Annotated in this window: 21 protein-coding genes, 1 pseudogene and 1 riboswitch; of the genes and pseudogenes, 11 read left to right on the top strand and 11 right to left on the bottom strand. The window is 53.6% G+C overall.

The window, feature by feature from the left end; all coding sequences use genetic code 11:
• Positions 1 to 536: 536 nt before the first annotated feature.
• Positions 537 to 2,126 carry a bifunctional phosphoribosylaminoimidazolecarboxamide formyltransferase/IMP cyclohydrolase gene (gene purH / locus ACH0VJ_RS22030; RefSeq protein WP_001187490.1) on the top strand — a complete coding sequence of 530 codons (1,590 nt, stop codon included), beginning with the start codon at positions 537 to 539 and terminating at the stop codon, positions 2,124 to 2,126.
• A 15-nt stretch (positions 2,127 to 2,141) separates the two neighbouring features.
• Complete coding sequence (gene purD / locus ACH0VJ_RS22035; RefSeq protein WP_000866862.1) at positions 2,142 to 3,431, top strand: phosphoribosylamine--glycine ligase; 1,290 nt, start codon at positions 2,142 to 2,144, stop codon at positions 3,429 to 3,431.
• Here the strand turns inward: purD and zraR are convergent.
• The gene (gene zraR, locus ACH0VJ_RS22040; protein WP_000617944.1) at positions 3,428 to 4,753 is read right to left on the bottom strand and encodes a sigma-54-dependent response regulator transcription factor ZraR; all 1,326 of its coding nucleotides are present in this window, start codon (positions 4,751 to 4,753) and stop codon (positions 3,428 to 3,430) included. The genes purD and zraR overlap by 4 nt on opposite strands.
• Positions 4,754 to 4,758: 5 nt before the next feature.
• A complete protein-coding gene (zraS, locus tag ACH0VJ_RS22045) occupies positions 4,759 to 6,156 on the bottom strand; it encodes a two-component system sensor histidine kinase ZraS (RefSeq protein ID WP_001536289.1) in 1,398 nt (465 codons plus the stop codon).
• 253 nt (positions 6,157 to 6,409) lie between these two features.
• Between zraS and zraP the strand changes: the two genes are divergently transcribed.
• The gene (zraP, locus tag ACH0VJ_RS22050; RefSeq protein WP_000828129.1) at positions 6,410 to 6,865 is read left to right on the top strand and encodes a zinc resistance sensor/chaperone ZraP; all 456 of its coding nucleotides are present in this window, start codon (positions 6,410 to 6,412) and stop codon (positions 6,863 to 6,865) included.
• A 41-nt stretch (positions 6,866 to 6,906) separates the two neighbouring features.
• Here the strand turns inward: zraP and ACH0VJ_RS22055 are convergent, their stop codons facing one another.
• The 6 genes from ACH0VJ_RS22055 to nudC form a co-directional block, all read right to left on the bottom strand.
• Complete coding sequence (locus tag ACH0VJ_RS22055) at positions 6,907 to 7,599, bottom strand: DUF1481 domain-containing protein (RefSeq protein ID WP_001083940.1); 693 nt, start codon at positions 7,597 to 7,599, stop codon at positions 6,907 to 6,909.
• An 11-nt stretch (positions 7,600 to 7,610) separates the two neighbouring features.
• Positions 7,611 to 7,883 (bottom strand): nucleoid-associated protein HU-alpha, encoded by a 273-nt coding sequence (hupA, locus tag ACH0VJ_RS22060; RefSeq protein WP_001044509.1) that lies wholly within the window; start codon positions 7,881 to 7,883, stop codon positions 7,611 to 7,613.
• Between the two features lie 186 nt (positions 7,884 to 8,069).
• Complete coding sequence (locus tag ACH0VJ_RS22065) at positions 8,070 to 8,660, bottom strand: YjaG family protein (protein ID WP_000940091.1); 591 nt, start codon at positions 8,658 to 8,660, stop codon at positions 8,070 to 8,072.
• Positions 8,661 to 8,701: 41 nt separating this feature from the next.
• Positions 8,702 to 9,373, bottom strand: coding sequence for a deoxyribonuclease V (nfi, locus tag ACH0VJ_RS22070; protein ID WP_000362367.1), 672 nt, complete (start codon positions 9,371 to 9,373; stop codon positions 8,702 to 8,704).
• A gap of 9 nt (positions 9,374 to 9,382) precedes the next feature.
• A complete protein-coding gene (hemE, locus tag ACH0VJ_RS22075; protein ID WP_000137628.1) occupies positions 9,383 to 10,447 on the bottom strand; it encodes a uroporphyrinogen decarboxylase in 1,065 nt (354 codons plus the stop codon).
• 40 nt (positions 10,448 to 10,487) lie between these two features.
• Positions 10,488 to 11,261, bottom strand: a complete 774-nt coding sequence (gene nudC / locus ACH0VJ_RS22080; protein WP_000373960.1) for an NAD(+) diphosphatase — start codon at positions 11,259 to 11,261, stop codon at positions 10,488 to 10,490.
• A 92-nt stretch (positions 11,262 to 11,353) separates the two neighbouring features.
• Between nudC and rsd the strand changes: the two genes are divergently transcribed.
• From rsd to thiH, 7 genes are all read left to right on the top strand, one after another.
• The gene (gene rsd / locus ACH0VJ_RS22085) at positions 11,354 to 11,842 is read left to right on the top strand and encodes a sigma D regulator (RefSeq protein WP_000934317.1); all 489 of its coding nucleotides are present in this window, start codon (positions 11,354 to 11,356) and stop codon (positions 11,840 to 11,842) included.
• Positions 11,843 to 11,956: 114 nt separating this feature from the next.
• A riboswitch (TPP riboswitch) is annotated at positions 11,957 to 12,120 on the top strand.
• 85 nt (positions 12,121 to 12,205) lie between these two features.
• Complete coding sequence (gene thiC, locus ACH0VJ_RS22090; RefSeq protein ID WP_000108421.1) at positions 12,206 to 14,101, top strand: phosphomethylpyrimidine synthase ThiC; 1,896 nt, start codon at positions 12,206 to 12,208, stop codon at positions 14,099 to 14,101.
• Entirely contained in the window at positions 14,101 to 14,736 is a 636-nt protein-coding gene (gene thiE, locus ACH0VJ_RS22095) for a thiamine phosphate synthase (protein WP_000284644.1), read from the top strand. The genes thiC and thiE overlap by 1 nt, the downstream gene beginning before the upstream one ends.
• Positions 14,729 to 15,487 carry a HesA/MoeB/ThiF family protein gene (locus ACH0VJ_RS22100; RefSeq protein WP_000999764.1) on the top strand — a complete coding sequence of 253 codons (759 nt, stop codon included), beginning with the start codon at positions 14,729 to 14,731 and terminating at the stop codon, positions 15,485 to 15,487. Before thiE ends, ACH0VJ_RS22100 begins: the two co-directional genes overlap by 8 nt.
• Positions 15,468 to 15,668, top strand: coding sequence for a sulfur carrier protein ThiS (gene thiS / locus ACH0VJ_RS22105; protein ID WP_001166846.1), 201 nt, complete (start codon positions 15,468 to 15,470; stop codon positions 15,666 to 15,668). Before ACH0VJ_RS22100 ends, thiS begins: the two co-directional genes overlap by 20 nt.
• A gap of 1 nt (position 15,669) precedes the next feature.
• Positions 15,670 to 16,440: a thiazole synthase gene (gene thiG, locus ACH0VJ_RS22110; RefSeq protein ID WP_000944119.1), complete on the top strand. Its 771-nt coding sequence runs from the start codon at positions 15,670 to 15,672 to the stop codon at positions 16,438 to 16,440.
• Positions 16,437 to 17,570 (top strand): 2-iminoacetate synthase ThiH, encoded by a 1,134-nt coding sequence (gene thiH, locus ACH0VJ_RS22115; RefSeq protein WP_023196055.1) that lies wholly within the window; start codon positions 16,437 to 16,439, stop codon positions 17,568 to 17,570. The genes thiG and thiH overlap by 4 nt, the downstream gene beginning before the upstream one ends.
• A 220-nt stretch (positions 17,571 to 17,790) precedes the next feature.
• Here thiH and ACH0VJ_RS22120 read toward each other — a convergent pair whose 3' ends face one another.
• Positions 17,791 to 18,819 carry a type III secretion system effector arginine glycosyltransferase SseK1 gene (locus ACH0VJ_RS22120; protein WP_000400592.1) on the bottom strand — a complete coding sequence of 343 codons (1,029 nt, stop codon included), beginning with the start codon at positions 18,817 to 18,819 and terminating at the stop codon, positions 17,791 to 17,793.
• A 380-nt stretch (positions 18,820 to 19,199) separates the two neighbouring features.
• On the opposite strand from ACH0VJ_RS22120, the pseudogene ACH0VJ_RS22125 reads away from it, so the two are divergent.
• A pseudogene (locus ACH0VJ_RS22125) lies at positions 19,200 to 19,543 on the top strand (cytoplasmic protein).
• Position 19,544: 1 nt separating this feature from the next.
• Here ACH0VJ_RS22125 and ACH0VJ_RS22130 read toward each other — a convergent pair.
• A complete protein-coding gene (locus ACH0VJ_RS22130) occupies positions 19,545 to 19,871 on the bottom strand; it encodes a hypothetical protein (protein ID WP_001654075.1) in 327 nt (108 codons plus the stop codon).
• A 41-nt stretch (positions 19,872 to 19,912) separates the two neighbouring features.
• The gene (rpoC, locus tag ACH0VJ_RS22135; RefSeq protein WP_000653965.1) at positions 19,913 to 24,136 is read right to left on the bottom strand and encodes a DNA-directed RNA polymerase subunit beta'; all 4,224 of its coding nucleotides are present in this window, start codon (positions 24,134 to 24,136) and stop codon (positions 19,913 to 19,915) included.
• Positions 24,137 to 24,188: the final 52 nt, after the last annotated feature.

A 24,188-nucleotide genomic window follows, 5' to 3' on the forward strand; every position in this document is an offset into this window, starting at 1 on the left:
TAAGAATCCGTATCTTCGAGTGCCCACACAGATTGTCTGATAAATTGTTAAAGAGCAGTGCAACGCGGCTTTCGCTCACCGTTGCGAGGTGGCGTATATTACGCTTTCCTCTTTCAGAGTCAACCCTCAATTTCAGGATTTTTCTCTTCAACCGACCGGCTGTTTGTGTGAAGTGATTCACATCCGCCGTGTCGATGGAGGCGCATTATAGGGAGTTCTCTGCTGACCGCAATAGAAAAATTGCAGAAAAATGACTGTTTGCTGCATTCCCCAGCAAAACCCCTGGTTATACCCATTTACGCACAGACTTATCCACAAAATGCGCGTTCATCTCTTGGATCTTCTCACTCTGCAAACGATCTTTCAGGGATAAAAGCAGGGCCAGAATTTAAAAAGAAAAATTCGCGAGCGTTGCGCAAACGTTTTCGTTACAATGTCGCCGCAAAATGAGAATGCCCCATAAGGGGCGTTAGCTGAGTTTTTCACGAAAAATTCAGCTAACGCTCTCTGTAATCGTCAAATCCAGGGGATTTACCATGCAACAACGTCGTCCAGTCCGCCGCGCTTTGCTCAGTGTTTCTGACAAGGCCGGTATCATCGAATTCGCCCAGGCACTTTCCGCACGCGGTGTGGAGCTGCTGTCTACGGGGGGCACCGCCCGCCTGTTAGCAGAAAAAGGCCTGGCGGTGACCGAAGTTTCCGATTACACCGGTTTCCCGGAAATGATGGATGGACGCGTAAAGACCCTGCATCCAAAAGTCCACGGCGGCATCCTCGGTCGTCGCGGCCAGGACGATGCCATTATGGAACAGCACCACATCGCCCCTATCGATATGGTTGTCGTTAACCTGTATCCGTTCGCCGAAACCGTGGCACGCGAAGGCTGCTCGCTGGAAGATGCGGTAGAGAACATTGATATCGGCGGCCCGACCATGGTGCGCTCTGCTGCTAAGAACCATAAAGACGTCGCCATCGTGGTGAAGAGCAGCGACTACGACGCCATTATTAAAGAGATGGATGCTAACGAAGGTTCTCTAACCCTCGACACCCGTTTCGATCTCGCGATTAAAGCCTTCGAACACACCGCCGCCTACGACAGCATGATCGCCAACTACTTCGGCAGCATGGTTCCGGCCTACCACGGTGAAAGCAAAGAAGCCGCCGGTCGCTTCCCGCGTACGCTGAACCTGAACTTCATTAAGAAGCAGGATATGCGCTATGGCGAGAACAGCCACCAGCAGGCTGCCTTCTATATAGAAGAGAATGTGAAAGAAGCGTCCGTTGCCACCGCACAACAGGTTCAGGGCAAAGCGCTTTCCTACAACAACATCGCCGATACCGACGCGGCGCTGGAGTGTGTGAAAGAGTTCAACGAGCCGGCCTGCGTAATCGTCAAGCACGCTAACCCATGCGGTGTGGCGGTAAGTACCTCTATTCTCGACGCTTACGACCGCGCATACAAAACCGACCCGACCTCCGCGTTCGGCGGCATCATCGCTTTCAACCGCGAGCTGGATGCCGAAACCGCGCAGGCCATCATCTCCCGCCAATTCGTGGAAGTGATCATCGCCCCATCCGCAAGCGAAGAAGCGCTGAAAATCACCGCAGCCAAGCAGAACGTCCGTGTTCTGACCTGCGGACAATGGGCAAGTCGCGTTCCGGGCCTGGATTTCAAACGCGTTAACGGCGGCCTGCTGGTTCAGGACAGGGATCTGGGTATGGTGAGCGAAGCTGAATTGCGCGTGGTTTCCAAACGCCAGCCGACCGAGCAGGAACTGCGTGACGCGCTGTTCTGCTGGAAGGTAGCCAAGTTCGTGAAATCCAACGCTATTGTGTATGCCAAAGAGAACATGACCATCGGTATAGGCGCAGGCCAGATGAGCCGCGTGTACTCCGCCAAAATCGCCGGGATTAAAGCGGCTGACGAAGGTCTGGAAGTGAAAGGCTCCGCGATGGCCTCCGACGCCTTCTTCCCGTTCCGTGACGGTATTGATGCCGCTGCCGCCGTTGGCGTGAGCTGTGTGATCCAGCCTGGCGGTTCTATCCGTGATGACGAAGTGATTGCCGCCGCCGACGAACACGGCATTGCGATGATCTTCACCGACATGCGCCACTTCCGCCATTAATTCAGGGAGCAGACGATGAAAGTTTTAGTCATTGGTAACGGCGGGCGCGAACACGCGCTGGCCTGGAAAGCCGCACAGTCGCCGCTGGTTGGTACCGTTTTTGTCGCACCGGGTAACGCCGGTACCGCGCTGGAACCTGCGTTGCAGAACGTGGCTATCGGCGTCACCGATATTCCGGCGCTGCTGAGCTTTGCCCAAAACGAGAAGATTGATCTGACCATCGTCGGTCCGGAAGCGCCGCTGGTGATCGGCGTGGTCGATGCGTTCCGCGCGGCGGGTCTGAAGATCTTTGGCCCAACCGAAGGCGCCGCGCAACTGGAAGGCTCCAAAGCGTTCACCAAAGATTTCCTCGCCCGTCATCAGATTCCGACGGCGGAATACCAGAATTTCACCGAGATTGAGCCAGCCCTGGCTTATCTGCGTGAGAAGGGCGCGCCGATCGTCATCAAGGCCGATGGTCTGGCTGCGGGCAAAGGCGTCATCGTGGCGATGACGCTGGAAGAAGCCGAAGCCGCCGTCCATGACATGCTGGCAGGCAACGCCTTTGGCGACGCGGGCCACCGTATCGTCATCGAAGAGTTCCTCGACGGCGAAGAAGCGAGCTTTATCGTGATGGTCGACGGCGAGCACGTGCTGCCGATGGCCACCAGCCAGGATCACAAACGCGTAGGCAACGGCGATACCGGCCCGAATACTGGCGGCATGGGCGCATACTCACCGGCGCCGGTGGTGACTGATGAAGTGCACCAGCGCACCATGGAACGCATCATCTGGCCAACCGTGAAAGGCATGGCAGCAGAAGGTAACACGTACACCGGCTTCCTGTATGCGGGTCTGATGATCGACAAGCAGGGCAACCCGAAGGTAATCGAGTTCAACTGTCGCTTTGGCGATCCGGAAACCCAGCCGATCATGCTGCGCATGAAATCGGACCTGGTGGATCTTTGCCTGGCCGCCTGCGACGGCAAGCTGGATGAGAAAACCTCCGAGTGGGACGAGCGCGCTTCATTAGGCGTGGTGATCGCCGCGGGCGGTTATCCGGGCAACTACAACACTGGCGATGAGATCCACGGCCTGCCGCTGGAAGAAGTGGCTGACGGTAAGGTTTTCCACGCGGGCACCAAACTCGCCGATGACGACCGTGTGCTGACCAGCGGCGGTCGCGTACTGTGCGCCACCGCGCTGGGCCACACCGTGGCTGAGGCGCAGAAACGCGCTTACGCCTTGATGACCGACATCCGCTGGGACGGCAGCTTCAGCCGTAACGACATCGGCTGGCGCGCCATCGAACGCGAACAGCGCTAACGCGAAATTTTCGCCAGCAGCGTTTTACGCGTAATGCCTAACTGACGGGCGGCTTCCGTTTTGTTGCCGCCCGTTTTTTCCAGCGCCGCCAGAATCACCTCTTTCTCCACTTCCACCAGCGGCTGGATCTCGCCACTGCATTCTGTTTTTATCGGCGTCGCGGCAATAGCGAGAGGCAATTCGCGTTCAGAAATGTATTCTCCCGTCAGCAACACCACCGCCCGCTCGATAGCGTTTTCCAGCTCACGGATATTGCCCGGCCAGTCGTAGTGGATCAGCAGATCCATCGCCTGCGGCGTAAACCCCTTCACCGCTTTGCGGTTACGTTCGGCAAAACGCCGCAGAAAATGGTCTGCCAGTAGCGGAATATCTTCCCGACGCTGGCGCAAAGAAGGCATTTCAATCGCCACCACATTCAGGCGGTAATAGAGATCCTGGCGAAAGCGACCGGCACTCACCTCTTCCGCCAGGTCGCGGTGGGTAGCGGCAATCAATCGAACATCTACAGATATCGTCTGGTTACTTCCCACGCGTTGCACTTCGCGCTCCTGAATCGCCCGCAGCAAACGTACCTGCATTAACGGCGAGATATCGCCGATTTCATCAAGAAACAATGTCCCGCCGTCAGCTTCGACAAAGCGTCCTTCCCGACGTTTATCCGCGCCGGTAAACGCGCCTTTTTCGTGTCCGAACAGCTCAGACTCCAGCAGCGATTCATTAAGCGCGGCGCAGTTGAGCGTGACCAGCGGTTTATCGCTCCTGGCGCTACAAGCGTGTAGCGCCCGCGCCACCAGCTCTTTACCCGTGCCGGAGTCTCCGTGAATCAATACCGTGGCGTCTGATGGTGCGACCATCGCGATTTCATTCAGTAAATGTTGCATCGCCGGACTGCTGCCAATCATGCCAAACTGCGCAGCCGACGCCGATGGCAATTCAGCGCCCGTTTCCCGCGTATGCGCCAACGCCTTTTCCAGCGTCTCCTGCAGACGGTCAAAATCCAGCGGTTTAATTAAATAGTCGAGCGCGCCGGCTTTCAACGCCTCTACCGCCGTTTCCACGCTGGAAAATGCCGTCATAATCAAAATCGGAATGACGGGATTGAGCGCTTTAATCTCCTTCAGCGTGGCGATACCGTCCATCTCCGCCATACGCACATCGCACAGTACCAGATCAAAGACTTTCTCACGCACCTGAGCCAACGCATCATGCCCACTGTAGGCCAGAGCGACGTTATAGCCCCAGCCCCGAAGCAGCGCCTGTAAAATCGTGCAGTGGCTTACATCATCATCCACAACCAGAATATCGATTTTTCCGCGTATCACCCTTGTTAATCCTGTTGTCTCGCTATCACTGGCAACCAGATAGTAAAGACCGCGCCTTTACCCTCAATACTTTTCACCTTAATCGCGCCGCCATGCTGTTCGATGATATTTTGCACCACCGCCAGCCCCAGGCCTGTCCCGTCAGCTTTGGTCGTAAAATAAGGTGTAAAAATCGCCTCCAGCTGATCCGGGGCGATCCCTTTCCCGCTATCGGTAACAGTGATGATAACGCGGTCGGTCCCACTTTCTTTTGCCTCTACGCTAATCGTTCCCTGGCGGCCAATCGCATGAATAGCGTTCAGGTACAGATTCAACAGCACCTGAGTCAGCCTGTCCGGGTCAGCCTGAATACGCTTAAGCGTCTCATTCGCCGTGAATCTCAACTGAATCTCTCTGCTTTGGGCATCCTGACTGACCAGATTCAGGGAGTGAGTAATAATATCATTGAGGTTAACCGCCTGGAGCGTCAGATGCGCGGGCTTTACCAGTTCGAGCAATTCGCTTACCACCCGGTTCAAACGGTCGGCCTCTTTGGCCATCACCTGCGCCAGTTCATGCGACTCGCCGCCGGCAGGCGTGCGCTCGGCAAAGTATTTCGCCAGCCCTTTGATGGACGAGAGCGGGTTACGAATTTCGTGCGCGACGCCCGCCGCCAGATGCCCCATCGCCACCAGCTTTTCTTTACGCTTCATTGCATCAAGCAGTTCTCTGTGCGAGCGCTGATAACGCTGATGCCAAAAAAACGCCAGTAACGTTGCCAACAGCACCGCCGCTAACGCAGACAAAACAATCAGCGTATTACGCCACTCCCTTGCCTGTGTTGCGGCCAGCTCGCTGGCGTCAAAGGCAATAAAAATAGTTTGTTTCGCTGGTTCGTCGTCATTGGCGCTACGCGCCATGCCGTGCCCCCTCATACCGTGACCTCTCATACCGAAAAGCGGCTGGAACTGACGGTAAATTTCCAGCGCAGGCACCGTCTCGCCGTTAGCAGCAACGTCGACACGCCGCCAACGCTCCTGCGGCCCGGGGTTTAGTTGATGCATTTCAGATGCGGAATAGAGCGATTTGCCCACCATGCCAGGGTTGCTATGAGTGATGATTACCCCCTGCGCATCCGTTACGGCGAACCACAACACGCCTGGCTGACCCGCCATCTCTTCCAGCAATGTCTGCTGCTGCGCGTGATGCATCCGCATTCCCATACCTACTCGCGTGCCGGACTCCAGAGCGCGAATGAGTACATTTCCCTTTTCCAGCAGCGTCTGCCTGGCGGCAGCGCTCTCACGGCCATAGTCGCGAATGACCATAATGGAAAATAGCCCCACCAGAATGAAGATCGCCGCAGGTAACAGCCGACTCAACCACGTTGCAGCGGCATCTTTATGTAATCGTATAAAACTCACAGGCTTCCCCGGCTCGTTTTTATTTTCCTTACTTAAGCAGAGATCATGCCATTCTTCGCTCCGCATAACCGCGCGGTGTCGCACACCCTTTCGGATACGGGTGGGTAAAAATGACTCGCCAGGCGGGTCATGCGAGTCATTTTTACTCGCTTTTTGCCGCCTGAGGCGGGTTAACTCGCTGCCCAACAAGGAATAGTTACCTGGCACGGAAGATGCAAGAGAGAGGATAAGATGAGCAACAGGAGAACGCAAAATGAAACGGAACAATAAATCAGCTATCGCGCTAATCGCCCTCTCTCTTTTGGCCCTGAGCTCCGGCGCCGCCTTCGCCGGGCATCACTGGGGCAACAATGACGGTATGTGGCAACAGGGAGGTAGCCCGTTAACCACGGAACAGCAGGCGACGGCGCAGAAGATTTATGATGATTACTATACGCAGACCAGCGCGCTGCGCCAGCAACTGATATCCAAACGTTATGAATACAACGCGCTACTGACCGCCAGTTCGCCGGATACTGCGAAAATTAACGCGGTTGCCAAAGAGATGGAGTCATTAGGCCAGAAGTTAGATGAGCAACGCGTGAAACGGGATGTCGCGATGGCGCAGGCTGGCATACCACGCGGCGCAGGAATGGGCTATGGCGGTTGCGGCGGCTATGGCGGCGGTTATCATCGCGGCGGCGGTCATATGGGTATGGGAAACTGGTAAAGCATGTTTGCCGAATGGCGGCTTCGCCATTCGGTATTCCATCAAAAGGTTTTCGCTTGCGGCTGCCAGTGACAGAAATCTGAATTCGCCACCAGCAAAAGTTGCGATCCTTCCGGCGCCTCCAGCCATGCTACGCTCACCTCTACCGATGAGTGGTTCTGGCGGCGCTCAATGTGGCTTATTGCCCAGGAATCCAGATCCGGTTTCAGCGTTTCACCTTCACAAGTGGTTACCGTATGGTCGGCGTGCCAGCGTCCCTGGCGTAGTATGACCCGCCCCAGGCGCAAGGCGTCGCTGGTCTGACGGATTTGTTCGGCGCGATAGCGATACAAGGCAATCTGATCGTTGGAAAGCTGCTGCTTCTGCCCCCCGACTTCACGCTGCATAAAACTGAGTTCGCCATGAGCGTCGAAACGCGCGCGAATATGTTCTGGCGGTTTGCTGTAAATATTGAGTTCAATAAGCGAAAGCGTATCACCCTGCCAACGATATTCGCTGGTCGTCGTGCTGCCGCTATGCCACGGGCTAAAAACAGAAAGCAGATGGACTTCATCGTTCGTATCTTTACGCCAGATACGCACCGCGCCGTGATCGCCGGCAAAGCCGCTGGCAGTAAACGGAGGCGGTGAAGCGTTATGACTGCAGGCAGTCAGCAACAGCGCGCCAGAAAACAGAAACGCGCGACGCCAGACGGACAAAAGGGGCTGATAAGCCCCTTCGATAAAACTGTTCACAGTTACGCGTCTTACTTAACTGCGTCTTTCAGAGCTTTACCAGAAACAAACGCCGGTACGTTAGCGGCGGCGATTTTGATTTCTTTACCGGTCTGTGGGTTACGGCCAGTGCGCTCAGCACGGTGGTTCACTTTGAAGGTACCGAAACCAACCAGTTGTACAGCATCGCCTTCTTTCAGAGACTCAGTAATAGCAGCCAGAGTGGATTCCAGAGCAGCTTTAGCCTGGGTTTTGGACAGTTCTGCTTTGTCTGCAATTACATCAATCAGTTGAGTCTTGTTCATAAGTTATCCTTACAATGTGTTTATCGCTTGCTAAGCATCGAGTGCGACGGAAATGCCAGAAAAGCACTCTCCTGCATACACGCACCGATAGCCACTTTTTTTCGCCTCCCAAATGTAGACCAGACGGGGGGCATAAGGGAAGCCTTATGGCACGACAAATCAGACGTTAAATCACGTTTTCTGGTGTCATTGCTGAAAATTTATACCGATATTGCTCTCACCAGCCTCGCGCAGGTCTGCCCTGAGCCCTTTTATCAGTTCAATATCGCGTTCTTCGCAGTCGGCTAAAAGTCGGAATATTTCCCACTGAATATCCCATTCCAGTTCAACGGCAGGGTTCGTTTTGAGCTCCTCATCGGTCATTTCCCGACCAGCCTGAGTCATTTCCAACATCGCCACCGTAGTAATGGAAGTCTTACTAACCTCAATAGCGTGTTCCAGCGTTTCGCCGCTAAGACGAGAATGCATTAATTCGCTTAATGCGACGCAGGCATCAATCGCCGGGTAAACGCCGTACAGATCATAGTCGTCAGCTGCCGGAATTGCCTCTTCAAACTTCTCCAGTTGGCTATCGAAATTGACCTTTGCATCTTTCACCGTCAGGGTTTCCCAGATCAGATCCAGAATGCGACGGTAGATCTGTCCGTCGCCGAATTCCGTCTGCTTGCAAAACATGGCGTAGTTCGGGTACATGCGCTCGCACAAGCAGGCCATAAAGGTAACGTGCTGCCAGCTTTCCAGCCGCTCCAGACGCAAATGAATCGGGTTTTGTAACATGATGGAATCTCGAATCGGAAATTAGCGGCAGTTTACCTGAATCAGCGCTGAATTTCTTGCCAACGAACAAACGCCGGACGCCCGGAAGCGACGGCATCCGCCCAGCGCGTCGGCTCCGGCAGGCGATACCCTTTCATACAGCGCTGTACCCACGCCAGCGCGCTGTCAGTACTGACCCGGTGCCCCGTCGCGATAAACAGCGGATTACAGCGCGCCTTGCTGCGCCATACCCACGCCAGTTGCTCGCCTTTATCCATTAAGGGGCTAAGTGCGCCAGGTTCGGTGGAAAGTGGTTCAAATTTACCGCATAGCCGTTTTTTCGCCACGCCGATGGTCGGCACGTCCACCAACAGTCCAAAATGGCTGGCGACGCCAAGCCGACGCGGATGCGAAATACCGTGACCGTCCACAAACAGCAAATCGGGCTTTTGCGAGAGCTGTTCCCACACCGCCAGCAGCGCAGGATATTCACGAAAAGAGAGAAAGCCGGGGATATACGGCATGGTGGTGGCAATACGCGCCACCTTGTACTCTACCAGTTCAAGCGACGGATATTTCAGCAATACCATCGCCGCCCGCGTCACCTCGCCGCCCTGCTCAAAACCGACGTCCGCCCCGCCGATAAACGCTGGCGGATCTTTGTCCAGGCGATCTTCGCGGCAAACCGATGAAGCAAGTTCTATCTGTTGAGCGCGTAGCGACGCGAGATCCATACTAACTCCTTAGTTGTGATACTGCGCAGAAAGTCGGTGCACTGCCTCCACAAATGCGCCAGCATGTTCTGGCGGCACATCCTGATGGATGCCATGTCCAAGGTTAAAGACGTGCCCTTCTCCCTGACCGAAACCAGCAAGTATAGTCGCTACTTCGTCTTCGATCCGTGCCGGTGGCGCATACAGCATCGAGGGGTCCATATTGCCCTGCAGCGCCACTTTATGGCCAACGCGACGGCGCGCATCAGCGATATCTGTCGTCCAGTCGAGACCCAGCGCGTCGCAGCCGGTTTCCGCCATCGCCTCCAGCCACTGACCGCCACCTTTAGTGAACAGCGTTACCGGCACGCGGCGACCGTCGTTTTCACGCAGCAGGCCATCGACGATTTTATGCATGTAGTAGAGGGAGAACTGCTGGTAATCGCGGCCAGTCAGCACGCCGCCCCAGGTATCGAAAATCATCACCGACTGCGCACCCGCTTTAATCTGCGCGTTGAGGTACAGCGTGACGCTTTTCGCCAACTTATCCAGCAGCAGATGCAACGCCTGCGGGTCAGCGTACATCATCTTTTTAATCACCGTGAAGGCTTTGCTACTGCCGCCTTCCACCATGTAAGTCGCCAGCGTCCACGGGCTGCCGGAGAAGCCAATCAGCGGAACCTCGCCTTTTAGTTCGCGGCGGATGGTCCGTACCGCATTCATCACATAGCCCAGTTCATCCTCCGGATCGGGAATGGGCAGCTTATCGACATCGGCTTTGCAGGTGACAGGGGCCGTAAAGCGCGGGCCTTCCCCGGCTTCAAAATAGAGCCCCAGGCCCATCGCGTCCGGAACCGTCAGGATATCCGAGAAAAGGATCGCCGCATCAAGCGGATAACGGCGCAGCGGCTGTAAAGTGACCTCGCAGGCCAGTTCGGCATTTTTGCACAGCGACATAAAATCGCCCGCCTGAGCGCGAGTGGCTTTGTACTCCGGTAGATAACGGCCCGCCTGGCGCATCATCCACACTGGCGTAACATCAACGGGCTGGCGCAGCAGCGCACGTAGATAACGATCGTTTTTGAGTTCGGTCATTTTTACATTCCTTTAGCGTTGATGCGCCCAGTGTAACATGTCAATCATATTCAGCCCGACACATTGCCACCGTATCTTCGATCAAACGGCGCGCGACGGTGCCCGGTGGCGGTAGTAGCGGCAGATCGTCATAACGGTACCAATTTGCTTCCAACAGTTCTTTCGGGTCGATGACAATCTCGCCGCTGTCATACTCCGCCATAAAAGCGGTCATCAACGACTGCGGGAAAGGCCACGGCTGGGAAGTCACATAGCGCAGATTTTTCACCTTAATCCCGCTCTCCTCCATTACCTCTCGCGCGACCGCCTGTTCTAAGGTTTCGCCGACTTCAACAAACCCGGCCAGTACCGTATGCACGCCGTTGCGGTGGCGAACGTGCCGGGCCAGCAGGATGGAATCCTCACGGCGAATGGCAACAATAATGCAGGGGGCAATTTGCGGATAGTAGCGTTCGCGGCAATGGCTGCACAGCATCGCCCATTCGGTTTTACTCGGGTGCATAGGGTGCCCGCAATAGCCGCAAAATTTATGCGATCGGTAAAACTCCGCCAACTGTACGCCACGTCCCGCCAGTTGGAACAACCCTGCATCCTGATCGATAACCTGGCGAACCGATCCCATATCATGGCGTCGATGCTGTAACACCAGCCAGACGGGCTCGCCTTGCCATTCACCTATCCGGAGTGCGCGCTGCCCCACAAGATCGAAATTTGCTGCCAGCCCGTGTGGTAATTCCCCATACGGCAACCATAATTTTTGTTCATGGCTGACGATCCACCAGCCACTCTCTAATTTTTCAATTATACGATCCATAGCTCTTGCACTACCTTTGCTTCACTGGCATGTTGTTAACATTATTTTTACATTCATGGCGAGCAGCCTTTATCTAACTTGCGGAGACAATCATGCTAAACCAGCTGGAAAACCTGACGGAGCGCGTTGGCGGAAGCAACAAACTGGTCGATCGCTGGCTGGATGTACGTAAGCACCTGCTCGTGGCTTACTACAACCTGGTTGGCATTAAGCCTGGCAAAGAATCGTACATGCGGCTGAATGAAAAAGCGCTGGATAATTTTTGTCAGAGCCTGGTCGATTACCTTTCCGCCGGGCACTTCAGTATTTATGAACGTATTCTCCATAAATTGGAAGGAAACGGTCAGCTTTTACATGCGGCAAAAATCTGGCCGCTGCTGGAAGATAATACGCAGCGCATTATGGATTATTACGACACCAGCCTGGAAACTGCCATCGATCACGATAATTGTCTCGAATTTCAACAAGCTCTGTCAGATATCGGCGAAGCGCTGGAAGCCCGCTTTGTGCTGGAAGACAAGCTGATTATGCTGGTGTTTGACGCGATGCACGACGGCGCCAGAGTCAAACGTCCCGCTTGAGTTCTGAGCGAGTAACGGGTAGTTTACTTCAGCCCCCTCTTCGGAGGGGCGGTTATCTTGTCGGAGTGCTAATTTTCCACAAAAGCGTTCGTGATGCGTCAAGGCGGCAAGTCGGTGAATCTCCAGGAGCTTATATAAGTAAGTGACTGGAGTGAGCGGACGAAGCCAACGAAGAGGCAGCGCGAAGGATGAAGTGGAAAAGGCTGAGACCGTTAATTCGGGATCCGCGGAACCTGATCAGGTTAATACCTGCGAAGGGAACAAGAGTAATTCTGCTTTATGCTGCTGCCTTTACGGGCGGCGCACATCCATTACTCCATCCGTCGTCTGACAAGCCACGTCCTTAATTTTTTGGAATGAGCTATGTCTACAACAACGTTAACCCGCCGCGAGCAGCGCGCTAAAGCCCAGCATTTTATCGATACGCTGGAAGGCACCGCGTTTCCCAACTCGAAACGCATCTACGTGACCGGTTCGCAGCATGATATTCGCGTACCGATGCGCGAAATTCAACTTAGCCCCACGCTCATCGGCGGCAGTAAAGACAACCCGCAGTTTGAAGAGAACGAAGCCGTACCGGTATACGACACCTCCGGCCCCTATGGCGATCCTGAGGTGGCGATTAACGTCCAGCAGGGTCTGGCGAAACTGCGCCAGCCATGGATTGACGCACGTAACGATAGCGAAGAATTAGACGACCGTAGCTCGGCTTATACCAGAGAACGTCTGGCCGACGATGGCCTGGACGATCTGCGCTTTACCGGCCTGCTGACGCCAAAACGCGCTAAAGCGGGCAAGCGCGTCACCCAGTTACACTACGCCCGCCAGGGGATCGTCACTCCCGAAATGGAGTTCATCGCCATCCGTGAAAATATGGGTCGTGAGCGCATTCGCAGTGAAGTGCTGCGCCACCAGCATCCGGGCATGAACTTTGGCGCGCGCCTGCCGGAAAACATTACGCCGGAATTCGTGCGTGATGAAGTCGCCGCGGGCCGCGCGATTATCCCTGCCAACATCAACCACCCGGAATCGGAGCCGATGATTATCGGCCGCAACTTCCTGGTCAAAGTGAATGCCAACATCGGTAACTCGGCGGTCACCTCCTCCATCGAAGAAGAGGTGGAGAAGCTGGTGTGGTCAACGCGCTGGGGCGCAGACACGGTGATGGATCTCTCCACCGGCCGCTATATCCACGAAACCCGCGAATGGATCCTGCGTAACAGCCCGGTACCGATCGGCACCGTCCCGATCTACCAGGCGCTGGAGAAGGTCAACGGGATCGCCGAAGATCTTACCTGGGAAGCGTTCCGCGACACGCTGCTGGAGCAGGCCGAACAGGGCGTCGACTACTTCACCATTCACGCGGGCGTGCTGTTGCGCTACGTGCCGATGACCGCCAAACGCCTGACCGGTATTGTCTCGCGCGGCGGTTCGATCATGGCGAAGTGGTGCCTCTCGCATCACAAAGAGAACTTCCTGTTCGAACATTTCCGCGAGATTTGCGAAATCTGCGCCGCCTACGACGTTTCCCTGTCGCTGGGAGACGGCCTGCGTCCCGGCTCCATCCAGGACGCCAACGACGAAGCGCAGTTCTCCGAGCTGCATACGCTGGGCGAGCTGACCAAAATCGCCTGGGAATACGACGTGCAGGTGATGATTGAAGGCCCGGGCCACGTGCCGATGCATATGATTCAGCGCAACATGACCGAAGAGCTGGAGAGCTGCCACGAAGCGCCGTTCTACACCTTAGGGCCGTTGACTACCGATATCGCGCCGGGCTATGACCACTTCACCTCCGGCATTGGCGCCGCGATGATCGGCTGGTTTGGCTGCGCGATGCTGTGTTACGTGACGCCGAAAGAACATCTCGGCCTGCCAAACAAAGAAGATGTGAAGCAGGGGCTGATCACCTACAAAATCGCCGCCCACGCCGCTGACTTAGCCAAAGGACATCCGGGCGCGCAGATCCGCGATAACGCGATGTCGAAAGCGCGCTTCGAATTCCGCTGGGAAGATCAGTTTAACCTCGCGCTCGACCCGTTCACCGCCCGCGCTTATCACGATGAAACCCTACCGCAGGAGTCCGGTAAGGTCGCTCACTTCTGTTCCATGTGCGGGCCAAAGTTCTGCTCGATGAAAATCAGCCAGGAGGTCCGCGATTACGCCGCCGCGCAAGCCATTGAAGTCGGCATGGCGGATATGTCGGAAAACTTCCGCGCCAAAGGCGGCGAAATCTATCTCAAGCGGGAGGAAGTCTGATGTATCAGCCTGATTTCCCGACCGTGCCGTTCCGTCTCGGGCTTTACCCGGTGGTGGACAGCGTTGCATGGATTGAGCGTCTACTGGAGGTGGGCGTGCGCACGATCCAGTTGCGTATCAAAGATAAGCGCGATGAAGAGGTGGAAGCGGATGTTATCGCTGCCATCGCGCTGGGGCGTCGTTATAACGCCCGTCTGTTTATCAACGACTACTGGCGTCTGGCAATTAAGCACCGCGCTTACGGCGTGCATCTGGGTCAGGAAGACCTTGAAACCACCGACCTAAAAGCGATTCAGGCGGCGGGCTTACGCTTGGGCGTATCTACCCACAATGATATGGAGATAGACGTCGCGCTGGCCGCTAAGCCTTCTTATATCGCGCTGGGTCATGTCTTCCCCACGCAAACCAAGCAGATGCCTTCCGCCCCGCAGGGGCTGGCGCAGCTGGCCAGTCATATTGAACGACTGGCGGATTACCCGACCGTGGCAATTGGCGGCATCAGCCTTGAACGCGCTCCGGCGGTACTGGCGACCGGCGTCGGCAGCGTGGCTGTGGTTAGCGCCATTACTCAGGCTGCCGACTGGCGCGCCGCTACCGCGCAGTTACTGGATATTGCGGGAGTTGGCGATGAATGACCGCGATTTTATGCGCTACAGCCGGCAAATCCTGCTCGGCGATATCGCCATTGAAGGCCAGCAAAAGCTGCTCGCGAGTCATGTACTGATCGTAGGTTTAGGCGGATTGGGTTCGCCTGCCGCGCTGTATCTGGCGGGAGCAGGCATCGGCACACTGACGCTGGCGGATGATGACGATGTTCATCTGAGCAATTTGCAGCGCCAGATTCTATTTACCACCGATGATATCGCGCATTCAAAATCTCAGGTTGCCCAGCAGCGCCTGGCACAACTCAACCCCGGTAGCGAGCTGATCGTATTGCAACAACGTCTGACTGGCGATGTGCTTAAAAACGCGGTAGCACACGCCGACGTGGTGCTCGACTGTACCGATAACATGGCCACGCGCCAGGAAATTAACGCCGCCTGCGTGGCGCTCAACACTCCGTTAATTTCCGCCAGCGCCGTCGGCTTCGGTGGCCAGCTAATGGTCCTCACACCACCGTGGGAACAAGGCTGTTACCGCTGCCTGTGGCCGGACGATGTCGAGCCTGAACGCAACTGCCGTACCGCCGGTATCGTCGGACCGGTTGTTGGCGTGATGGGCACCTTGCAGGCGCTGGAGGCGATTAAATTACTCAGCGGTATTGAGACGCCCAGCGGAGAGCTACGCCTGTTTGACGGTAAAACCAGCCAGTGGCGCAGCCTGGCGCTGCGTCGTGCCAGCGGCTGTCCGGTATGCGGAGGGCAACATGCAGATTCAGTTCAATGATGAACCGATGCAGTGCGCCGAAGGGCAAACCGTCAGCAGCCTGCTCGCTACGCTTAATCAGCTTAAACCGGGCGCGGCGCTGGCGCTCAATCAGCAGATCCTGCCGCGCGAGCAGTGGCGGCAACATATCGTGCAGGAAGGCGACCAGATCCTGCTTTTTCAGGTTATTGCAGGGGGTTGAGATGTTACGTATTGCCGACAAAACGTTTGATTCACATCTGTTCACCGGCACCGGGAAGTTTGCCTCATCGCAACTGATGGTCAAGGCGATTCGCGCCTCCGGCAGCCAGTTGGTGACGCTGGCGATGAAGCGCGTGGATTTACGTCAGCACAACGACGCTATCCTGGCGCCGCTGATTGAAGCGGGCGTCACGCTGCTGCCCAATACCTCCGGGGCGAAAACCGCTGAAGAGGCGATCTTCGCCGCCCAACTGGCGCGGGAAGCGCTGGGCACAAACTGGTTGAAATTAGAAATCCACCCGGACGCCCGCTGGCTGTTGCCGGACCCGATCGAAACGCTAAAAGCCGCCGAGGCGCTGGTGAAGCAGGGTTTTGTGGTGCTGCCCTACTGCGGCGCGGATCCGGTGTTGTGCAAGCGGCTGGAAGAGGTCGGCTGCGCGGCGGTGATGCCGCTTGGCGCGCCTATCGGTTCGAATCAGGGGCTGGAAACCCGTGCGATGCTGGAGATTATTATCCAACAGGCCACCGTGCCGGTGGTGGTTGATGCGGGCATCGGCGTGCCCAGCCAAGCCGCACAGGCGCTGGAAATGGGCGCTGATGCGGTGCTGGTTAACACCGCGATTGCCGTGGCGGACGATCCGGTGAGGATGGCAACCGCTTTCCGCCTGGCGGTAGAAGCCGGATTACTGGCGCGTCAGGCAGTGCCGGGGAATCGTAGCACCTACGCCAGCGCCACCAGCCCGCTCACCGGATTTCTGGAGGCATTAGCATGAAAACCTTCACCGATCGCTGGCGGCAACTGGAGTGGGACGATATTCGCCTGCGCATCAACGGTAAAACCACCGCTGACGTGGAACGCGCGCTTAACGCTCCACAGCTAAGTCGTGACGACCTGATGGCACTGCTCTCCCCCGCCGCCGCCGATTATCTGGAACCGCTGGCGCAGCGGGCACAAAGGCTGACCCGCCAGCGCTTTGGCAACACCGTCAGTTTCTATGTGCCGCTTTATCTCTCAAACCTCTGTGCCAACGACTGCACCTACTGCGGTTTTTCGATGAGCAACCGCATCAAGCGTAAGACGCTGGATGATGTGGATATTCAAAGGGAGTGCGATGCTATCCGTGAGTTGGGTTTTGAGCATCTGCTGTTAGTCACCGGCGAACATCAGGCCAAAGTCGGCATGGACTATTTTCGCCGACATTTACCGGCCATTCGTCGCCAGTTTTCCTCGCTGCATATGGAAGTGCAGCCGCTGGCGACCGAGGAGTATGCCGAGCTGAAGACGCTGGGGCTGGATGGCGTGATGGTGTATCAGGAGACCTATCACGAACCGGTATACGCTCAGCACCATTTACGGGGCAAAAAGCAAGACTTCTTCTGGCGGCTGGAGACGCCAGACAGACTGGGACGCGCGGGGATCGATAAAATTGGTTTAGGCGCGCTAATCGGGCTTTCCGACAGCTGGCGGGTTGATTGCTATATGGTGGCGGAACATCTGTTGTGGATGCAAAAACAGTACTGGCAAAGCCGCTACTCTATCTCTTTCCCGCGCCTGCGTCCGTGTACTGGCGGTGTGGAACCCACATCTGTGATGGATGAAAAGCAACTAGTGCAAACGATTTGCGCTTTCCGGTTATTGGCACCGGAAATTGAATTATCACTCTCCACCCGCGAATCGCCGTGGTTTCGCGATAACGTGATCCCGCTGGCGATCAACAACGTCAGCGCCTTCTCAAAAACCCAGCCCGGCGGCTACGCTGACGATCATCCGGAACTGGAGCAGTTTTCTCCCCACGATGCCCGTCGGCCTGAAACCGTAGCAAGCGCGTTAAGCGCGCAAGGATTGCAACCCGTCTGGAAAGACTGGGACAGTTGGCTGGGGCGCGCTTCGCAAACGCGGTGAACCCGTATGTAAACGCATTAGTATTTCACGAACGAGTACGTAATGCGAAAAACGGGAGATTGTTATCGACCTCCCGTTTTTTTATGTCCGTTCTGAACAGCACTGCGATTTTAAAGTTGGCTGTAGTAGAGAAAACTGAGCATCAAATATTTTTTCGCCGAAACTTGATAGTTTATGCCAATATTTTATGTATTCAATAGCATGATTATTGCCATTTCCACTACTGCACATGCCTCGCCCATGAACTTTGCGTAAACTGACTGGTATTCATTATAATGTTATCATGCTTAAACTCAATAAAATCGCAAAAAGAATTATAATCTTCATTTAAAGAATAATTAAAATGTTTTCTAATTCCATTACATACACCATCGGAATAGGGATCAGCATCAAATTTAGTATGCATTATTTCCAATCCAGCAAGTAAAGCCGGGTGGTTATTGCGATCAACAGCTATTATCCCGTTCTCCATAGAAGCACGGCCATCTATCCTTTCTACATGAACAGCGATTCCATCCGGAATATATATACCCCCCAGTTTTTCCGTGATAATCATATCAGCATCGAGATATATACACCCACTATTTGTTGATAAATCATAACACCCAACCTTATCCGCCTCCAAAAATAACTGACCAGCCTTTAACATAGCCATATTCCTGTAAAAATCAAACCATCCATAGCCTTTATCCAGTAAGTAAGATTTAATTAATGAATCATTACCCTCTTGAATATCACTCAATTCTTTTTTTAATAGCTGCAGTAAATGATAATCCCTTTTTTCTTCTGGCATGGACTCTTGCTTAGAAATATTTTCCATATAAATTTCTGATAATTTTTTATCGTACATGCTAAAGTCAATATCATTTCTATATATGACTTTTATGTTTTCATAGTCATACTCAAGTTTTGAAAAAGCATCCTTTTGTCCTGGAAAAAAATCACCATCTACAAAAATACCTATAAGACGTTCTTTTTCAATTGTTGCTGCTTTAATGATATTGTTAAGGTAGGGGTTTTTCTCTGTGTTAATTATAGGTATATCATTTTTCCCAAAGCGAGCAGGATTCCGCTCAAACCACTGGAAAAGAAGAGGGGTTTTCTCATCTAAAAAGCACAAGGGATAATCTTTTCCATTAAAACTTGTAAACTGAATGTCCCTGTCGGTAACAGTTTTAACCAATTCATTTTTTGAAAGCGCGGGAACATATCTATTTAATGGTGGGATCATAACAATTAAATGCTCCATGCTTACTTCATTACATATTTTACATGATGATTATTAGCACATGTTTTTTAGCGTTGCAATCGCTGTCAGCTAAAAGATGCTAAACTAAGCATTAACCGGAGGATACATAAATACCCTACCAGTGAGCAATTAAATAAATAATTTATTAACTTTACTTTTATTCCAGAAATGACATCATATTTATAATTCCTGTAATAAGGTAAAACAAAGACCTTAATGGAATTAAATGCTTCATTTAATGATTTAAAATTTCCCGCGTAAACAACCAATAAAACAGGTTTATCATTTAATGTATGAACAGCAGGTATTTTATAATGGCGAGCCAATAGACTTTAATAACTTAGATTTATGGGATAAATTTAAAGTCACATTTGGATTTAATGTTACAGAAAAAAAGAAACCCAATGGTAAAAAATTCAATTTTGAGTATTGTGGATTCTCTACTTTTATTACGCCGGTTGATGGCGTTGACGGGATTTTAGCAAAGTGGTTCTCAAACAAACATAATGTAATTGTCCCAACGCCTTATACATTCGGTCAGGACCCCATTCCTGGCGTCAATCTTTATCATAATACAAAAGCAAAATTTGTTATGGCTAACGGCGGTAATAGTCTTCCCTGTGCGATGGCAAGATATAACGCAAAAACTGGACAATTTATTCATATAACCAGTGATAGTGAGTTTTCAGCAATAATACGAGAAACAAGAGTCATAAAAAAATAATTCATTTATTCATTAAATTTATAATTACAGATAAAATCAAGAGCCAGCATGGCATTGAAAAATAAAATACGGCTTTTTTATCCGCGCTGGTTTTGACTTGATGAAGAATAACGGTGGCGACAATAATAATAAGACAATAAATAAATATAAGTAATGATTTATGGTGAAGTATATATAACGATAGAAACAATAAAAAAGCGGACAGAACGTTTGAAATGGTTATCTTTTTTGTAAATACCAAAAGACTAAACATTAAATAGATTAATGAAATAATCGCTGGCATTTTCTTTCCTTGTAGGCAAGCGACCCGGAATTCGGTATCCAGCATGAAGCTGGTGGAGGGATAAATACCCCTCCACCATTTAACGATTACTCGTTATCAGAACCGCCCAGACCTGCGTTCAGCAGTTCTGCCAGGCTGGCAGATGCATCTTCCGCAGTCACCTGCGGTGTTGCTGGCTGCTCGCCCGCGGCGCGACGGCGCATACGATCCTGGTGGTACGCATAACCGGTACCGGCCGGAATCAGACGACCCACGATAACGTTCTCTTTCAGGCCGCGCAGTTCGTCGCGTTTACCCGCAACGGCTGCTTCGGTCAGGACACGCGTGGTCTCCTGGAACGATGCGGCAGAGATGAACGATTCGGTTGCCAGAGACGCTTTGGTAATACCCAGCAGATCGCGGGAGAAGGTAGCCCCCACTTTGCCGTTCGCTTCCAGCTCGCGGTTAGCGATCTTGACGCGAGAGTATTCAACCTGTTCGCCTTCCAGGAAGTCGGAACTACCGGCGCTTTCGATGGTCGCTTTACGCAGCATCTGACGAACGATAACTTCGATGTGTTTATCGTTAATCTTAACGCCCTGCAGACGGTATACATCCTGAACTTCGTTAACAATGTAACGCGTCACAGCATGAACACCACGCAGACGCAGAATGTCGTGCGGCGCTTCCGGACCATCGGAAATCACATCACCACGTTCTACACGTTCCCCTTCGAACACGTTGAGCTGACGCCATTTCGGAATCATCTCTTCGTACGGGTCACTACCATCAACCGGCGTAATCACCAGACGACGTTTGCCTTTGGTTTCTTTACCGAAGGAAACGATACCTGCGATTTCAGCAAGGATTGCCGGTTCTTTCGGACGACGCGCTTCGAACAGGTCGGCAACGCGCGGCAGACCACCGGTAATATCCTTGGTACCGCCGGATTCCTGCGGAATACGCGCCAGGGTGTCACCAGAACTAATCTGTACGCCATCTTCCAGCTGTACAATCGCTTTACCCGGCAGGAAGTACTGCGCAGGCATATCGGTACCCGGGATCAGAACGTCATTACCCTGAGCATCAACAATTTTCAGCGCCGGACGCAGATCTTTACCACCGGTAGTACGTTCAGCCGAATCCAGAACCACCAGCGAAGACAAACCGGTCAGTTCGTCGGTCTGACGCGTAATGGTCTGACCGTCGATCATGTCAGTGAAGCGGATGAAACCACTCACTTCGGTGATAACCGGCATGGTGTGCGGGTCCCAGTTTGCCACGGTTTCGCCGCCGGCAACCTGCTCGCCATCACCTTTCGCCATGACAGCGCCATAAGGCACTTTATAGCTCTCTTTGGTACGACCGAATTCGTCGATCAGCTTCAGTTCGGTGTTACGGGAAGTGATAACCAGTTTACCGCTGGAGTTCACAACCGACTTCACGTTGCTGAGCTTGATGCTACCTTTGTTCTTAACCTGGATGCTGGATTCAGCAGCCGCACGCGATGCCGCACCACCGATGTGGAACGTACGCATCGTCAGCTGTGTACCCGGTTCACCGATGGACTGTGCCGCGATAACGCCGATAGCTTCACCTTTGTTGATGATGTGGCCACGCGCCAGGTCACGACCATAGCAGTGCGCACATACACCAAAGTCGGTGTCGCAGGATACAACAGAACGCACTTTAACGGCGTCAACGGAGTTTGCTTCCAGCAGGTCACACCACTGTTCGTGCAGCAGCGTGTTGCGTGGAACCAGAATGTCCGCGGTACCCGGTTTCAGCACATCTTCCGCCGTCACACGACCCAGAACGCGGTCACGCAGCGGCTCTTTCACGTCGCCACCCTCGATAACCGGGGTCATCAGGATACCTTCGTGCGTACCACAGTCATCTTCGGTCACCACCAGATCCTGCGCGACGTCAACCAGACGACGGGTCAGATAACCGGAGTTCGCGGTTTTCAGTGCGGTATCCGCCAGACCTTTACGCGCACCGTGCGTGGAGATGAAGTACTGGAGTACGTTCAGACCTTCACGGAAGTTCGCGGTGATTGGCGTTTCGATGATGGAGCCATCCGGCTTCGCCATCAGACCACGCATACCTGCCAGCTGACGAATCTGTGCCGCAGAACCACGCGCACCGGAGTCGGCCATCATATAGATGCTGTTGAAGGAGACCTGCTGCTCTTCCTGGCCGTCACGGTTAATCACGGTTTCGGTTTGCAGGTTATCCATCATCGCTTTGGATACACGATCGTTCGCCGCAGCCCAGATATCGATAACTTTGTTATAGCGTTCGCCAGCGGTTACCAGACCAGACTGGAACTGCTCCTGGATCTCAGCAACTTCAGCTTCCGCCTCAGAGATGATCTCGTGTTTTTTCTCCGGGATGACCATGTCATCAATACCAACGGACGCACCTGAACGCGCTGCATAAGCAAAGCCGGTGTACATCGTCTGGTCCGCAAAAATAACGGTCGGTTTCAGGCCCAGAATACGGTAGCAAGTGTTCAGCATTTTGGAGATCGCTTTCTTGCCCAGCGCCTGGTTGACGATGGAGAAAGGCAGACCTTTCGGTACGATCATCCACAGAATGGCGCGACCAACGGTCGTGTCTTTCAGGCTGGTGTGCGCAACGAATTCGCCGTTTTCATCTTTTTCATATTCAGTGATACGCACTTTAACGCGCGCATGCAGAGAGGCCAGACCTGCGCGATAGATACGCTCAGCTTCTTTCGGGCCAGTCAGCACCATGCCTTCGCCTTTGGCGTTAACACAGTCACGGGTCATGTAATACAGACCCAATACAACGTCCTGAGACGGAACGATGATAGGCTCGCCGTTCGCCGGAGACAGGATGTTGTTGGTAGACATCATCAGCGCACGCGCTTCAAGCTGGGCTTCCAGCGTCAGCGGTACGTGAACAGCCATCTGGTCACCATCGAAGTCGGCGTTATATGCCGCACAAACCAGCGGGTGCAGCTGGATAGCTTTACCTTCGATCAGTACCGGTTCAAATGCCTGGATACCCAGACGGTGCAGTGTTGGTGCACGGTTCAGCAGTACCGGGTGTTCGCGGATCACTTCGTCCAGGATATCCCAAACGACGGCTTCTTCACGCTCAACCATTTTCTTCGCGGCTTTGATGGTGGTGGCCAGGCCACGCAGTTCCAGCTTGCCGTAGATGAACGGTTTAAACAGCTCCAGCGCCATTTTCTTCGGCAGACCGCACTGGTGCAGACGCAGGTATGGACCTACGGTGATAACAGAACGACCGGAGTAGTCAACACGCTTACCGAGCAGGTTCTGACGGAAACGACCCTGTTTACCTTTGATCATGTCGGCCAAAGATTTCAGAGGACGCTTGTTAGAACCGGTGATCGCACGACCGCGACGACCGTTATCCAGCAGGGCGTCAACCGCTTCCTGCAGCATACGTTTTTCGTTGCGTACGATGATGTCCGGCGCAGCCAGATCCAGCAGACGTTTCAGACGGTTGTTACGGTTAATGACGCGACGATACAGATCGTTCAGATCTGACGTGGCGAAACGACCGCCGTCCAGCGGAACCAGCGGACGCAGATCTGGCGGCAGAACCGGCAGAACGGTCAGGATCATCCACTCTGGCTTGTTGCCAGACTGTACGAAGGCTTCCAGCAGTTTGATACGCTTGGTCAGCTTTTTACGCTTGGTTTCGGAGTTGGTTTCGTTCAGCTCTTCGCGCAGAGTTTCACACTCTTGCTCCAGATCCATGCTCTTCAGCAGGGCCTGGATAGCTTCCGCACCCATCTTCGCGTCGAATTCGTCACCGAACTCTTCCAGCGCGTCCAGATACTGCTCTTCAGTCAGGATCTGTTGACGTTCCAGGTTGGTCATACCGCCTTCGATAACCACATAAGATTCGAAGTACAGTACGCGTTCGATATCGCGCAACGGCATATCGAGCAGCAGACCGATACGGGACGGCAGCGATTTCAGGAACCAGATGTGAGCAGTCGGAGACGCCAGCTCAATGTGGCCCATACGCTCACGGCGTACTTTGGTCTGGGTCACTTCAACGCCGCACTTCTCACAAATAACACCACGGTGTTTCAGGCGCTTGTATTTACCGCACAGGCACTCGTAGTCTTTTACCGGCCCAAAGATACGGGCGCAGAAAAGGCCGTCACGCTCAGGTTTGAACGTACGGTAGTTGATGGTTTCCGGCTTTTTAACTTCACCGAAAGACCATGAACGGATCATGTCTGGCGAAGCCAGAGCAATTTTGATCGCATCAAACTCTTCGGTTTTAGTCTGCGCTTTCAGAAACTTTAATAAATCTTTCACGGATTTGCTCCCGTCGGAGTTAGCACAATCTGGTGTCGGGTTTTACCCCGAC

The organism is Salmonella sp. 2020_1459 (assembly GCF_043847915.1).
Lineage (GTDB): Bacteria > Pseudomonadota > Gammaproteobacteria > Enterobacterales > Enterobacteriaceae > Salmonella > Salmonella enterica.